This is a genomic window from Bacillus sp. AR13-1 (genome assembly GCF_008042285.1).
GTDB lineage: Bacteria > Bacillota > Bacilli > Bacillales > Bacillaceae_G > Bacillus_A > Bacillus_A mycoides.
This window is the reverse complement of sequence record NZ_QNUA01000010.1, coordinates 1-12,786: the sequence shown is the minus strand read 5'-3', so window position 1 is coordinate 12,786 and position 12,786 is coordinate 1. Positions and strand designations below refer to the sequence as shown.

At 33.8% G+C, this 12,786-nt stretch carries 22 protein-coding genes and 1 pseudogene; 15 read left to right on the top strand and 8 right to left on the bottom strand.

Features of this window, described 5'->3' with window-relative positions; translation table 11 throughout:
• Positions 1–29: 29 nt before the first annotated feature.
• From DN408_RS08105 to DN408_RS08085, 5 genes are all read right to left on the bottom strand, one after another.
• Entirely contained in the window at positions 30–875 is an 846-nt protein-coding gene (locus tag DN408_RS08105; RefSeq protein WP_002142909.1) for a hypothetical protein, read from the bottom strand.
• 73 nt (positions 876–948) lie between these two features.
• Positions 949–1,335 carry a hypothetical protein gene (locus tag DN408_RS08100; RefSeq protein ID WP_147740056.1) on the bottom strand — a complete coding sequence of 129 codons (387 nt, stop codon included), beginning with the start codon at positions 1,333–1,335 and terminating at the stop codon, positions 949–951.
• Positions 1,336–1,613: 278 nt separating this feature from the next.
• Positions 1,614–1,946 carry a hypothetical protein gene (locus DN408_RS08095; protein WP_147740055.1) on the bottom strand — a complete coding sequence of 111 codons (333 nt, stop codon included), beginning with the start codon at positions 1,944–1,946 and terminating at the stop codon, positions 1,614–1,616.
• Between the two features lie 42 nt (positions 1,947–1,988).
• Positions 1,989–2,417, bottom strand: a complete 429-nt coding sequence (locus tag DN408_RS08090; RefSeq protein ID WP_098085054.1) for an ImmA/IrrE family metallo-endopeptidase — start codon at positions 2,415–2,417, stop codon at positions 1,989–1,991.
• A 12-nt stretch (positions 2,418–2,429) separates the two neighbouring features.
• Positions 2,430–2,867, bottom strand: coding sequence for a helix-turn-helix domain-containing protein (locus DN408_RS08085; protein ID WP_078177820.1), 438 nt, complete (start codon positions 2,865–2,867; stop codon positions 2,430–2,432).
• Between the two features lie 172 nt (positions 2,868–3,039).
• Between DN408_RS08085 and DN408_RS08080 the strand changes: the two genes are divergently transcribed.
• The 10 genes from DN408_RS08080 (at position 3,040) to DN408_RS08035 (ending at position 8,232) form a co-directional block, all read left to right on the top strand.
• Positions 3,040–3,228 (top strand): helix-turn-helix transcriptional regulator, encoded by a 189-nt coding sequence (locus tag DN408_RS08080; RefSeq protein ID WP_147740054.1) that lies wholly within the window; start codon positions 3,040–3,042, stop codon positions 3,226–3,228.
• Positions 3,229–3,265: 37 nt separating this feature from the next.
• Positions 3,266–3,514 carry a hypothetical protein gene (locus tag DN408_RS08075; RefSeq protein ID WP_070146872.1) on the top strand — a complete coding sequence of 83 codons (249 nt, stop codon included), beginning with the start codon at positions 3,266–3,268 and terminating at the stop codon, positions 3,512–3,514.
• A gap of 90 nt (positions 3,515–3,604) precedes the next feature.
• A complete protein-coding gene (locus DN408_RS08070; protein ID WP_147740053.1) occupies positions 3,605–4,192 on the top strand; it encodes a sporulation sigma factor-processing peptidase in 588 nt (195 codons plus the stop codon).
• Positions 4,193–4,205: 13 nt separating this feature from the next.
• Positions 4,206–4,427, top strand: coding sequence for a hypothetical protein (locus DN408_RS08065; protein WP_016092216.1), 222 nt, complete (start codon positions 4,206–4,208; stop codon positions 4,425–4,427).
• Between the two features lie 180 nt (positions 4,428–4,607).
• Positions 4,608–4,892: a hypothetical protein gene (locus DN408_RS08060; protein WP_147740052.1), complete on the top strand. Its 285-nt coding sequence runs from the start codon at positions 4,608–4,610 to the stop codon at positions 4,890–4,892.
• A gap of 278 nt (positions 4,893–5,170) precedes the next feature.
• Positions 5,171–6,121, top strand: a complete 951-nt coding sequence (locus DN408_RS08055) for a DnaD domain-containing protein (RefSeq protein WP_147740051.1) — start codon at positions 5,171–5,173, stop codon at positions 6,119–6,121.
• A complete protein-coding gene (gene dnaB, locus DN408_RS08050; RefSeq protein ID WP_147740050.1) occupies positions 6,118–7,440 on the top strand; it encodes a replicative DNA helicase in 1,323 nt (440 codons plus the stop codon). Before DN408_RS08055 ends, dnaB begins: the two co-directional genes overlap by 4 nt.
• 2 nt (positions 7,441–7,442) lie before the next feature.
• Complete coding sequence (locus tag DN408_RS08045; protein ID WP_016100726.1) at positions 7,443–7,631, top strand: hypothetical protein; 189 nt, start codon at positions 7,443–7,445, stop codon at positions 7,629–7,631.
• A complete protein-coding gene (locus DN408_RS08040; RefSeq protein ID WP_147740049.1) occupies positions 7,606–7,968 on the top strand; it encodes a cell division protein SepF in 363 nt (120 codons plus the stop codon). The genes DN408_RS08045 and DN408_RS08040 overlap by 26 nt, the downstream gene beginning before the upstream one ends.
• Positions 7,969–8,040: 72 nt before the next feature.
• Complete coding sequence (locus DN408_RS08035; protein ID WP_147740048.1) at positions 8,041–8,232, top strand: DUF3954 domain-containing protein; 192 nt, start codon at positions 8,041–8,043, stop codon at positions 8,230–8,232.
• Positions 8,233–8,567: 335 nt separating this feature from the next.
• Here DN408_RS08035 and DN408_RS08030 read toward each other — a convergent pair whose 3' ends face one another.
• Positions 8,568–8,948 (bottom strand): phosphoglycolate phosphatase, encoded by a 381-nt coding sequence (locus DN408_RS08030; protein WP_147740047.1) that lies wholly within the window; start codon positions 8,946–8,948, stop codon positions 8,568–8,570.
• A gap of 256 nt (positions 8,949–9,204) precedes the next feature.
• A pseudogene (locus tag DN408_RS32320) lies at positions 9,205–9,963 on the bottom strand (collagen-like triple helix repeat-containing protein).
• Positions 9,964–10,174: 211 nt separating this feature from the next.
• Between DN408_RS32320 and DN408_RS08020 the strand changes: the two are divergent.
• Genes DN408_RS08020 through DN408_RS31925 form a run of 3 tightly spaced genes read left to right on the top strand, consistent with a single transcriptional unit; the run spans position 10,175 to position 11,601 of the window.
• Positions 10,175–10,540, top strand: coding sequence for a hypothetical protein (locus DN408_RS08020; protein ID WP_147740045.1), 366 nt, complete (start codon positions 10,175–10,177; stop codon positions 10,538–10,540).
• 36 nt (positions 10,541–10,576) lie between these two features.
• The gene (locus DN408_RS08015; RefSeq protein WP_147740044.1) at positions 10,577–10,942 is read left to right on the top strand and encodes a YopX family protein; all 366 of its coding nucleotides are present in this window, start codon (positions 10,577–10,579) and stop codon (positions 10,940–10,942) included.
• A 38-nt stretch (positions 10,943–10,980) separates the two neighbouring features.
• Positions 10,981–11,601 (top strand): hypothetical protein, encoded by a 621-nt coding sequence (locus DN408_RS31925; protein WP_242489462.1) that lies wholly within the window; start codon positions 10,981–10,983, stop codon positions 11,599–11,601.
• 352 nt (positions 11,602–11,953) lie between these two features.
• Here the strand turns inward: DN408_RS31925 and DN408_RS31340 are convergent, their stop codons facing one another.
• A complete protein-coding gene (locus DN408_RS31340) occupies positions 11,954–12,118 on the bottom strand; it encodes a hypothetical protein (RefSeq protein WP_088122214.1) in 165 nt (54 codons plus the stop codon).
• 127 nt (positions 12,119–12,245) lie between these two features.
• On the opposite strand from DN408_RS31340, the gene DN408_RS31335 reads away from it, so the two are divergent.
• Complete coding sequence (locus tag DN408_RS31335; RefSeq protein WP_179957889.1) at positions 12,246–12,419, top strand: hypothetical protein; 174 nt, start codon at positions 12,246–12,248, stop codon at positions 12,417–12,419.
• An 18-nt stretch (positions 12,420–12,437) separates the two neighbouring features.
• Entirely contained in the window at positions 12,438–12,560 is a 123-nt protein-coding gene (locus DN408_RS08000) for a DUF3983 domain-containing protein (RefSeq protein WP_002010097.1), read from the top strand.
• Positions 12,561–12,786 lie beyond the last annotated feature (226 nt).

Sequence of the window (12,786 nt, the reverse complement as noted above, 5' to 3'; positions counted from 1 at the left end):
AAAGCTCCTGAAAAGGAGCTATAATAAATTTATTTTGAATTTATATTTACATTGATATCTATGCGTGCATTTGTTTCGGTGTTGGTACTTTCATTACTTTGTTGATTTGAATTTACATTTAGGCTTATATTTTCTTCAATAATTTGATCGGTTGGCATATCAAATTTTTTATACTTTAAATAAACTTCAGAAGAAAAATCGCATACATAGAATGTTTCTTCTGAAGTTGCAGAAGTTTCATAAAGAACAGTTCGATCTTCATCAATAATATATGCATGGATAAGCTCGAGCTTGCTGAATTCCTCTTCATCTATAGTAGTTACGATATACTTACTCTGAGGTGTGTTTCTAGTCTTATAAAGGGATTTCATTAGAATTAGACTATATAATAAAACCAGTGGAATTATAATGAATAATGCCGACCAAGATTTATATGTTGTTACAATTAGTAATGAAGGTATGTACCAAAGTAGGCTAAGTATTACATTTACTAGGCCTATTCTCTTAACAAGAGTGTATTTTTCTGTAGGAATTGTTTTTCTACTGGCATAATAAACAGTAAACATAAACATTATGGTTGAAAGGATTAAAAGGATACTTATCCAACCAGTCATAGCATTAACAGTAGATTTAGATAAGGAAATAAATTGTGAAATAGTAATCAATGGATAAAGATAAAAAGCAAAAAATATTAATAAGGCCTCCATTATAAATTTAAAATCATTTTGTTTCTCTCGTTCAGCTTTACTTATAAAAAGTTTATCAAATTCATTTGTAGTCCTATATTTAAGGACAAATTGATATATAACTACAAGAAAAGTAAGGGTAGCGGCTAATCCTCCTAACCCTTTGAGTACATTGGATATATCACTCATAAAAATCATAACTCCTTTTGATAATTTAATAAAACGTTTATTGCTGTAAAGAATCAGTAATAAACGTTATACATTATTGGACAGTAACAAATTTCGTAAAGAATGCCTTACGCTTTGCCTTATCATACACGTATGGATCGTTAAACTTTTTAACCCAAGACTTGTCTTCAACTTTTAAATCTTCAATCTTAAATCCAAGATATGAATTCAAAGAATTTCTATCCAAGCTAGTGCTATATGTTTTCCCATCGAATGGAAGAGTCATTTTCACCGTATTTAAATCTGGAAACTGTTTTAGTAATCTAGCAGGTTCGCTTACAAACATTTTTTCAATAGCATCTCCAGTTGAAAAATATTGTTTATATTGATCTTCTGTATTAGAGCTAGTAGGGTTAGCTGATTTATATGATGCAAATGAATCATGGAATGTAATTTCAGCCTCATTATTGTTAAGTTTCATATCTTTAATAAAATTGCCACCTCTGATGTTTTGGGCATAGGAAGTAAATTCTTTTTGTTTTTCTTCAGCCTTTTTTTGTTCCTCAGCTAATTTCTTCTCTTCAGCTTTTTGTTTGTCTTCAGCTTCTTTTTGTTCTTTAGCTTTTTGTTTCTCTTCGGCTTTTAGCTTTTCCTCAGCTTCTTTTTGTTCTTTAGCTTTTTGTTTCTCTTCGGCTTTTAGTTTATCCTCAGCTTCTTTTTGTTCTTTTTGTTTTTTATCTTTTTGTTTCTTTTCGGCTTTTAGTTAGCTTCTTTTTGTTCTTTATTTTTTTGTTTTTCTTCTGTCTTTAGCTTTTCATCAGCCTCTTTTTGTTCTTTATCTTTTTGTTTTTCTTCAGCTTTTAGCTTTTCTTCAGCTTTTTGTTTAGCGAGAATTTCTTGTTTTTCTTGTGGTGTCATGTTCATGTTAACTACAATTAATGAAATGATAGATAAAACAAAAGCTATACCAGTAAGCTTAAAGTATTTCTTAGTGGTTGGTTTCTTTTTTAAACGAAATACCAATGATGTAATTAGTAAAATGAACGTGGCTATCATTGCTATTGCAAATAGAAATGAGAAAAATATTTTCATCTATGTAACTCCTAACGTATAAAGTTGTATTTTAAATTCATATTAATAGGTTTTTAAACGAGCAAAATTTTCTGGAATCCCATAGATTTCAGCTACTTCTTGAATTGATAGATTAGTATCTTGATATTCAGAAATCATTTCATCAGTTAATAAGAGCTCGACTGCAAATGTATTTGCTTCAATCTCTAACCGATCTACAGAATACAGAGTTTTATTTCTTAAAAATGGAGTATTTGCTTTTGGGTGTAATAGGGCATGTCCAAGTTCATGAGCACACACAAAGCGTTGAGTAGTTTCGTCGATTTGATTATTAATATGAATGAATTTAAAGCGTTTATATGTGTTGTAAAAACCAAGAGTATTCCCAAGGTCTTCAAACAACACTATAATATTTTTTCGTCTAGCAATTTCAAATGGATTTGTTGTTGCATGTTTTTCTGCGATTTTGAGTGCGTATTCTTTAATTTCCATCTCTCGCTCCGTTCAATCCTTTTTGTACTTGTTTGGAGTGAATTTTTGTTTTGCTAATTGTTTTGCCATACGCATGGAGTTCTCCAGAGAAATACGAATCATTTCTTTTGTATGTTCGTCTATTGGTTCTCCGTCAAACATTAACGCTTCATCGCTGTTTTCTAGCTCTTCTAAGGTTTTTTCTAAATCACGTGCGATATCACGTTCTTCCTTAATCGATAATTTAGATGGATTATTCGATATCATTTCTTTTGTTTGTGTTCTATCTAATAAATAATCTGTTGACACCTCAAAAAAGTCTGCGATTTTCTTTAAAGTATCATAATCTGGTTCACGCTGACCTTGCTCATAATTAGCCAATTTTCCTCTTGAAAAGCCCAAGCGATCAGCAAGTTCATATTGACTTAGTTTTTGTTTTTTTCTAAGTTCCGAAATCTTTTTTCCAAGCATAAATTCTTCCTTCTTTCTAAATAAGAATAGGCGCTTTTTATTAATTATAGAAACGTTTAGTTTCTAAATCCACAAAGGAAACGAAAAGTTTCTAATAAATATTGACAGAAACATTTCGTTTCTATATATTGGAGATATGAGGAAACAAAATGTTTCTTTTGGAGGTGGCATTTTGAATAAAAAAAGAAATAAAATGATTGAATTTAGAAGTAATCAATCAAGATTAATCGTAGCAAAGAATTTGAAAATTACTCCTCAAATGCTAGGGGCAATTGAACGTGGCGATAGGACGCCTTCATTAGAATTAGCTAAAAGAATAGCTGATTTTTATAAAACTACAATTGATAATCTTTTTTTTTAGTTAAAAAGGAAACGAAATGTTTCTGGGAGGTGAGAAAATGCCATCAACTAACATGGCAGTACCAACAGATTCGTCGCATAAACATATAAAAAGCACTTCAAGAGGTGACACCATGAGCCAACAAGAAGAATATGCAGCGACTTATGAATTTGGAAAAACGAAAGTCCATGTTGTGGCTCCTGAGCCAAAATCGCAAAAAGATATTGATAAACTCCTTCAAGCATATTACAAGGCTGGTTGGGCCATCATCAAAGAAATGCAAGTGAAAGAAAACATTGAGGAATAGTTCCTCTCTTTTTACATGAAAAATAGACAAGTTACATATGTACTAAATTCATTGTAACCATTTGAAAACTAAATATGGAGGCGAACAGATATGGGAACAAGCATATACTGCAATTCAGCAATAGGGGAATTATTACAGAATGCTAGAGAATGTTGTGATAATGTTCAGCTGAAAACGAAGAAAGGGTTATCTAAGTACCTTGGTATTACACATGAAAGATTAACCCGTATTGAATCTGGACTTTCTAAACCAGAATTTGAGCTTGCGATGGATTGGTGCCATGCAACAGGAGCAAAGTTGAATCAACAAGCGATTAAACATATTTATGATGTTGGATTACCGCCTACAGATCCACGTTTAATTCAAGATGTAAATCTACAATTGATGAACTACATTAAACAAGCTGAAGAGGGGATTGCGGCAGCGAAGGAAATCATGAACCTACAAGTTGTAACAAGATCATGGAAATTTGATGAAAAGAAGAAACATGAATACGTAGTTCATGCAAAAGAAATTTTCGATACAATCCAAGCTACTCAATGTGTAGTACAAGCTCTTGAGCAAGTTCATTTCGGCATTATGGAACAAATACAAAGAAGTTGGTTGCAAAAGGCTATGGCGGAGAACGTTATTGTTCAATCGGTGGATAGCTTAATGACTTTAACAAAGATGCTGTAAAGGAGGAAGAAAAATGACAGTAGATTATAAGAAACCAAGTTTAAGAGAATATAAGGAACTAATACGCTATGATGCAAAACTAACTGGTGAAATTAAAATAGCAAAAACACTTGGTGAGGATTCAAAGTCAGTTGAGTTAAAGCAAGAGAAAAAGTTAGTGGGGATTCGCATCAAAATTATTGAAGCATCATTCATTTTGAAACATAAATGGGCAAAAGAAAAAGCTACCGCCTAGACAACAGTAGCTCTGAAAAATATCGTAAAGCAATTATAACATTATATAAATCATTTGGACAAGCCACTGTGCTTGTCGTTATGACCAGAAAGGGATTGTTCCTCCCATACCCCTACAATGTTCCTTTCTGGTTGTAACGATGTGTACAGCATCAATTTAATTAGAAAGGAGATGTAATTCATGAACGATAAAAACAATCATCTTCATGATCTAGTTCTTCCTGGGGATTTTTCGTTTGCAAATAAACTTCGTAACTGTATGAGTGAATGTATTTATAACATGTTTAATGCAGAATCAACCGAAGAATCAAATCACTGGGAAGAAGAGCTGGAGCGATGTATGAGGGAATTTAAAATGCTTCGTGATACAAAAGAGGAACATGAGGCATCGATGAGTTATCGTGTAGTGATTAAAGATTTAAGAGCAAGAGGAGTTAACGCTTCATTGGTAACACGTAGAAAATAAAAAAGTCTATCACTTGGCAGAGTGATAGATAAATGGTCTTGCAAAGATCTTAGGATTAATTATATCAAATTAGCATTCGTATAACAACGGAGTGTGCCGCATGCTTTTAGACAAATCATCACATAGAGTGTTGCTGAATCCTAAAGTGTTTCAACGAGCAACATCAACGCAACACTTAATTTACTTAGTAAACCAATATCTCAAAACAGGATACAAGAATTATCGCTTATTACGTGTAGAGGGCGGATTCGCGATATGTAAACGGGAGGATGAATAATATGGCAGTTTATAGACCAGTACATGTTTCATTTTGGCAGGATTCATTTGTTTTAGATCTTACACCGGAGGAAAAGTATTTCTACTTATATTTGATGACAAACAGTAAGACGTCTCAATCAGGAATCTATGAGCTTCCACTTCGTATCATTGAAACGGATACAGGGTACAACCGCGAAACTGTTATGAAGCTATTAGAACGTTTTGCAGAGTACGGGAAAATTAATTACAACCAAAAAACAAAAGAGTTGTTCTTAATCAACTGGTTGAAATTCAATCCGATTAAAAATGTAAACATTGAAAAGTGTGTTTTAAAAGAGATTCAATCTGTGAAGGACCAGGATTTTTTAGTCGATTTCTATGAAACTTGTTTGCAATTAGAGCGAGAGCAAGATTTTAAAATCCCTCGTATTAAGGAGTATTTATCAGTCCGTTTAGAGGGGCTTATAAGGGGCTTCCAAGACCCTAGGAAGGAAGAAGAAAAAGAAAAAGAAAAAGAAAAAGAACAACAACAAGAAGAACGCGCAGGCGCGGAAGAAGTTGTTGAAGTTAATCCAATTTCTTTTTACGAGCAAAACTTCGGATTCATTACACCTTTTATCGCAGATGGTATTCATGTTTGGATAGATGATTTAAATGCAGAGCTAGTTATTAAGGCTATGGAGATTGCTTTAGAGAAAAATACAAGAAACATGAATTACGTAAACACAATTTTAAGAGATTGGCATCTTAAGGGATTGAAAACAATAGCGGACGTTGAAGCAGCTGATAAAGCATTTCGTAATCAACGATTAGTAAAGGGACAGCAGCAAACTCAAGCACCTTATCAAAATAAAGGTCTATCAGCATCTACTAAAAATGTAATACAGCAGCAACAAGCATGGGAGCAGAACATTCCAACAGAAGAAGAACTTGCAGTACTTAACCAACAAAATGCGTGGTTGGCCCAATGAGTAACGCTATGATTCGTAATGTAGAAGCTGAACAAAGTGTTTTAGGTAGCATTATCCAAGAAGGCGATTTAATTAAAGATTGTCAGCTAAAGGCAAAACAGTTTTCTTTACCAACGCACCAAGTGATTTTTAAGGCGATGAGAGAGCTAGAAGATGCTGAGGTTCCAATAGACCTTGTCGCTCTCATGGGGAAATTCGATGAAAGTTTTATGAATCTGATTGGCGGAATTGAATTCTTTGTAAACCTGACAGAAGTTGTAACAACAACTAAAAACTTCTCGTATCATGAAGGTTTAGTGATTGAAGCTTGGAAGATGCGACATGCTCAAGAGGTTGCTGGTAATTTATATAATCGTCTTCAGCATGAAAGAGATATGAGCGCTATTAGTACATCGATTGATGAATTAAGCGCCATTGAGGAGACGGGTTATTCAGATGAATTTAACCTAAAGGAAACCCTAGTCGATCTGTATAAGAACATGCAAATTGATGTAGGGGATTTAACCGGTATACCAACTGGTTATGACGACTTAAACAGAATGACCGCAGGATTGCAAGAAGGTGATTTAATTATTATCGGTGCCCGCCCTTCGATGGGGAAAACAGCATTTGTATTAAACATTGCATTCCATGCAGCAAGCGCTCATACAGCAACAGGGGTCTTTTCTCTAGAGATGGGCGAAGAACAGTTACTTAAGCGTATGATCTCAAGTACTGGAAATATAGATGCTACGAAATTAAAGAACCCTAAAAAGCTATGTAATTTAAAGGATTGGGAAAAGATTAGTCAGGCTATGGGCTTGATAAATGATTTACCATTAGAAATTTACGATAAAGCAAATGTAACGATGCAAGAGATTTACGCAAAGACTAGGAAATTAAAGCGTAAGTATCCTGATAAAAAGGTGCTAGTCGCAATTGATTACTTGCAGCTTATTGTAGGTGATTCGAAGCATAGAGGAAACCGCATGCAGGAGATTGGGGAGATTAGTCGCAAGTTGAAACTTATGGCAAGAGAGCTAAATGTATGCGTGGTAGCATTATCACAGTTAAGCCGAGCTGTTGAAAGCAGACAGGATAAACGCCCATTACTATCAGATTTACGTGAGAATGGTCAAATTGAGCAAGATGCGGACTTGATCGCATTCTTATATCGCGAAGATTATTACGATCGTGAAACAGAAAATAAAAACATAACGGAAATCATTTTAGCGAAACAGAGAAATGGTCCAGTTGGTGTTGTTGAACTAGCATTTATTAAAGAATTTAGTAAGTTTGTAAATTTAGAGAGAAAGTTCAATCATCAACAGGAGGCTTAATTATGTTGTTACGTCAGGAAGTAGAACGTAGAAAATTAGCAATCATTCGTAAATTATTGGGATTTGGATTATCAGAAATTAATGGACGAACATTAGATCAACTAACACTAACGCAGCTAGAGGGAGTATTAATCGCAAGCTTGCAGGTATTGGAGGGAACACATGATGCCAAAGCAACTAACAATCTTTGATGTGGAACCAGTTGTATCATTTGATTCTAAGAAAGCTCAGATACATCGGTTGAATTCAAAACTACGGTATGCAGATGTAGTTGTACAAATACCACGTCAAGCCAAAGCGATTGATGAATTAAAAGCAACGACAGCGCCTGATGAGCGTTATGAATTATTTGAGGATTATACAATTGGGATTTGGCGTTATAAGCGAGTGGAGGATAAACAATTTGTATGGGAAGAAGCTGAAGAGATATGTAAGCGAGCAAGGGATAGCAAAGAGCCGATTCCAATACGGCTTCATTTATCTCTTGAACAATCATTTGTTCCAGAAAATGTTGTGCGATATTTGTAGACAAACAAAAAAAGCCGAGATTGCTCCCGACTTGCTTCGACAAAGTAATTATAACATATGGGAGTGATCTTGGTGGGAATTAGAAAAGAAAATCTTGTAGAAATGACAGCTGAAATAGATTTGAAAATAAACGGAATATATGTTGTTAAAAATGGTCAGGTCCAACTAATAGAACCACCCCAAGGTGGATTTGGTGAACAATCATTTGTATATCAAAGTGGAAAAGTAATTCGTCTGGAAGAACGAAAAACACGTTTACTTTAATCAAATTTGAATTTTATTAAGAAAGTGGACTAAAAGCATTGATAACTAGATGGGAAAAAGAGCATCATCACTGAAATAAAAAAGCCCTGCACACAGGGCATCTAAAAGATACCTTAGCAATAACGACGATTAGGGGGACGTATTAGCTAAGGTATCTGGATGGATGGATGCATACTAAGTATGCAATCAAGAGCATTGTTGAATGTATTGGGATATTCAACACGTTAAGAATAACATGAAATTTCAGTTAATTCATCCGGTAAATTTGTCCAAAAAAGGTGCTTCTATAAAAGTTTTTCACCTAAGAATTGGATTCATGGATCTTAACATAAGCGTTATTTTAACTGAAAGAGCATCCAACCTTTATTTAAAGGCTCTTTGATTTTAACTTCAGGTGTGTCTCTAATTGAATAGTTATCACGAAAATTTACAACAGCAGAAACTTTTTGCTTTTTATTATCTGCCACATGTCCGTATAGGTGGATTTCATGTGTTTTATATTCTTCTGAAGGTTCAACTTTTTTAATTATAATATCAAGATCCTTTTCTTTTTTAAAGTAACCGATAGTTACTAGTTCAGCAGTTTTACTTACTTCCGGCCATTCTTCACTGTATTCTTTTGGAACGAATTGAGATGAAACAAAGTGTATAAATAAAATGGGGATAGTAATAAAAGCTATACATACAATGCCATAACGTAATAATTTTCTTTCCACAAACTGTCACCTACCAATGGTGTTTTGTTTAATCAAGTTAACAATCTATATATTAAACCATTAGTAACCAGGAAAACATTCTTTTAGGTGACATTAGTATTACAGATTTGTAAGGTTTATAAGAAAAATGAATCAATGAAAATTCCACAAAATAGTTATTTTAATTAAAGTAAGAAGGTTAAAAGTTATCTTAATCTACGTGATTCATAAAGGTTAAGTAGAGTCGCTTTATGAATCACGTTTCTAACCTAATTAATCATCCTACCTGAAAAATACTTACATTTGCAGATACATTTATTAAAGAGCCACCATCACTATTTGAGAGAGTGATAGTACCCGCTAAAGAAGTATTATTTATTAAAGTTAATGTTGAAGGAACAACTGTTACTGTAAAAGCAACAGTACCTTGATTTAAGGAATGGGGTGACCCTGTCCCAAACCGTCCGCCTGGAATTGGTGTACCGTTTAGTGCAAAGGAAAATTGGTTTTCACGAGAAGATTCTAATTGAAATTCTGCTACATATGTTCCTAGTGTATTAATTATAATATTTCCAGTACTTGCTATGTGGGTAAGGGCGGTTCCTATTATAGGTCCATTTGTATTAAAAGTAACATTACCTCCTACTACAATTGACTGGTTGGTAGTATCAAAAGCATATAGATAGTTTGTTAATCCTACGCCAGCGGGTCCAGTCGATCCGGTAGCACCAGTCGATCCGGTAACACCAGTTGGTCCGGTAGCACCAGTCGATCCGGTAACACCAGTTGGTCCGGTAACACCAGTTGGTCCGGTAACACCAGTCGATCCAGTAGCACCAGTCGCTCCTGTAATACAAGTTGTGNAGTCGATGACAACCAAGTTCTCCGGTTGACCCCGTGGATCCAGTAGCACCAGTTGGTCCGGTAGCACCAGTCGGTCCAGTAACACCAGTTGGTCCGGTAACACCAGTCGATCCAGTGTTGGTCCGGTAGCACCAGTTGGATAATGTGGGAGAATAATATGGTTAATATCCATAAGCGGAAATTTATTGAATATATCTTTGTTTTTGTAATCTATCAAAATCACCTCACTTGTGTGTTTAGAAAAATAGTAAATTTAATTTTTTATTAATACCTCATTTTTATACTATTAATTCAATTTATTTTGGAAACAGCGAATAACTACTATAGGGCATTAGTTATTAGTTTAAATCTCAATAAAATCGTTATTTGGAGGGGAACGGAAAATGAATAAAGAGGTACAAAGTTTAGTTGAACAAACAAAAATGTTTTTCCAAAAGGCTTTTGTAAATAGTAGTAATGAATTGATATTCGATATTAGAAGCAATCTTTATTTTAGATTGGAAGATGTAAAAACAGTTCTTGATTTTAAATGTAAAATGTTTGCTTGGTTATCAAGACCAATAAGCAAAGGTTTAAGTGATTATAAGGCTAGAAAAATATTAAAAAGTTTTAATCAGTTATTAGGGACAGGCTTTACAAAACACGAAATGCTATTGATTTATGATCGTTTAGGAAATGACGTGAATAGAAAATTATGCATGAAGTTTATTGAATCAAATTATGACTTGTTGTTGCTGTGTGAAAACTAAACCAAAACGCTATTTTATAAGAAAAGGGGAACGGGAATGAAAACGAATAAATTTCGCGCTTGGCATAAAGAAAAGAAATGTTGGATCAGTCTCCATAACAACGGATATTCATTTAACCCGAATAACGGTCAAATTTATTACGAAGGATTGAATATAACAAGTCGCATTGATTTAATGCAATATACAGGTTTAAAAGACAAGAACGGCAAGGAGATTTATGAAGGGTATATTTTGAAATTTAGCGGAAATGTAGTGGCTTTAGGGATTGTCAAATACAATGAAAATTTCGCTACATATCAAGCATGCAACGGAAATAGCGGATGGTTATTTGGAAATGAAAGTGGAACTAATATAGAGATTTTAGGTAATATCTACGAAAATCCAGAGTTAGTAAAAAACTAAACAAAAACTTCATTTTGTAGAAAAGGGGAATGTTTGAAATGGACAGGGAGATGGCAAGGGCACATTTTAAAAATTTAGGTTTAAGTTATGAAAAAATCAACAAAGAAGATATCAATTGTTTGCTAGAAATTATATCTTCAGAATTATCCTCTTATCTTGAGCACGGAGGGGAATATGCTCAACAAATGAATATGAAATTGAGTAAGTTAAGGCTTAAAGACGTAAAAGTGTTGAAAAAAGGTTTGCAGTATGCGCGAATTCAAATAGATGGTAGTTACTTTAAAAGAAGAGAGGCTATAACATTTAGCAGTACTGGATTTATTGGATTTGGTGGAGAACTTAGTGATTCCAATGTAGATCCAATATTAAAAGCTTTTTGTAAATGGTGTGACAAGATTATTGAAAATAAAAAAGCAGCAACCTTAGATGTTTTACAGGACGCACTAGATTCATTGATGACAGAGTGCAGAAATTGGATGTATGTAGTACCGCATACTAATCAAAGAGGATTTAGTACTGATAAAGAATATTTTTTCAATCATGAAGACTTCAAGATGTTCAGAACACCAGATGAGGTCGGTATAGCTGTTAAAAATGATAAAGGAACTTTTGAACATTTTAGTTACACTGAATTTTTATCATTCTTTGTTCGCACTTAAAAGAGCAGCTAGCAAAAGCTAACTGCTCACCTAATGGAGGTCTTGTCTCAACTAGGTTATCTATAGTATTGACGTAATATTGGGTTTTATTCAAGCAAACCTTAAAGAGCACCTTTGAATAGTGCTCTTTAAGGGAAAAGTGAGATGTTGAAAAGTAAATTAGGGTTTTTTACTTCGAGATAATATATGACTATTTCATCATAATGTGACGATGAATCACAAAAGAGCAGTTAGCTTTTGCTAGCTGCTCAGTCTTAAAGAAGATCTAAATGGTTACAGCACATTAAAGATGGGTTATCTACAGTATTGACGGAATATTGATTTTTATTCAGTGGAGCTTATAATCTACAAATTAGATTACGATATTCGCTATTACCCATATCGCCCAGAATAGAACTAAAAATTCTATTGTAATCCAAAGTGCTTTTTTCTCAGGTTTTTTAAACTCTTTTATTAAAGAGAAAACAGCACTTATTGCTATAAGGATGAAAAGAACGAGTCTTATTGTATCTGGCATTTTAACCACTCCTAATTTCAAATTAAATTCATTATATAACGATTTTTAAATTTTTAGATAATTATTGGTGAGAATTAAGCAAAATTTAAACAAAATAATCCTTTGAATAGAAAGTGAGGTTAAAAGAATGGAAGAAAACTTAAAGCTATTAGGCGCAGATGGAATGTGGGGAATGGAGTTTAAAGGGAATAAGGTCAATGTGTATGACGATGAAGGATACGTATTGGAAAGTATGACAAAAAGGGAGCATGTTCAGGAAGCTATCGATTTCCTTGAAGAATGTAAAGAACAAATGGAATAGAAAGTGAGGTTAGGAGAAATGTCTAAATTAAAGAAAAAGAAAACCAGAAAAGCTATTGCTCGACGTGCGAAATCCTTTGAAAAATATAGAGTTAAAAACGCTTGGAGAAATATTTTTGTACAAGCTGGTATTTTAAAGTGAAAAGAAACTGAATATAGTCCGGCTAGAAAACTAGAGGACACCAATTTTTAGAGCAGCAATCAAGCTGTTTTAAGAAATGGTGTCCTCTTTATTTTTGAAAGGGGATGTAGAGAATGAAGAACTTAAAAGATCAAATACGTGAATGGAAAAAGCAATCTAAGGAAGTAAAGAAGAAACATAAGAAAAAGAAAGAAGAGAAGCTAACCACTCGTGAAATTGAAGATTT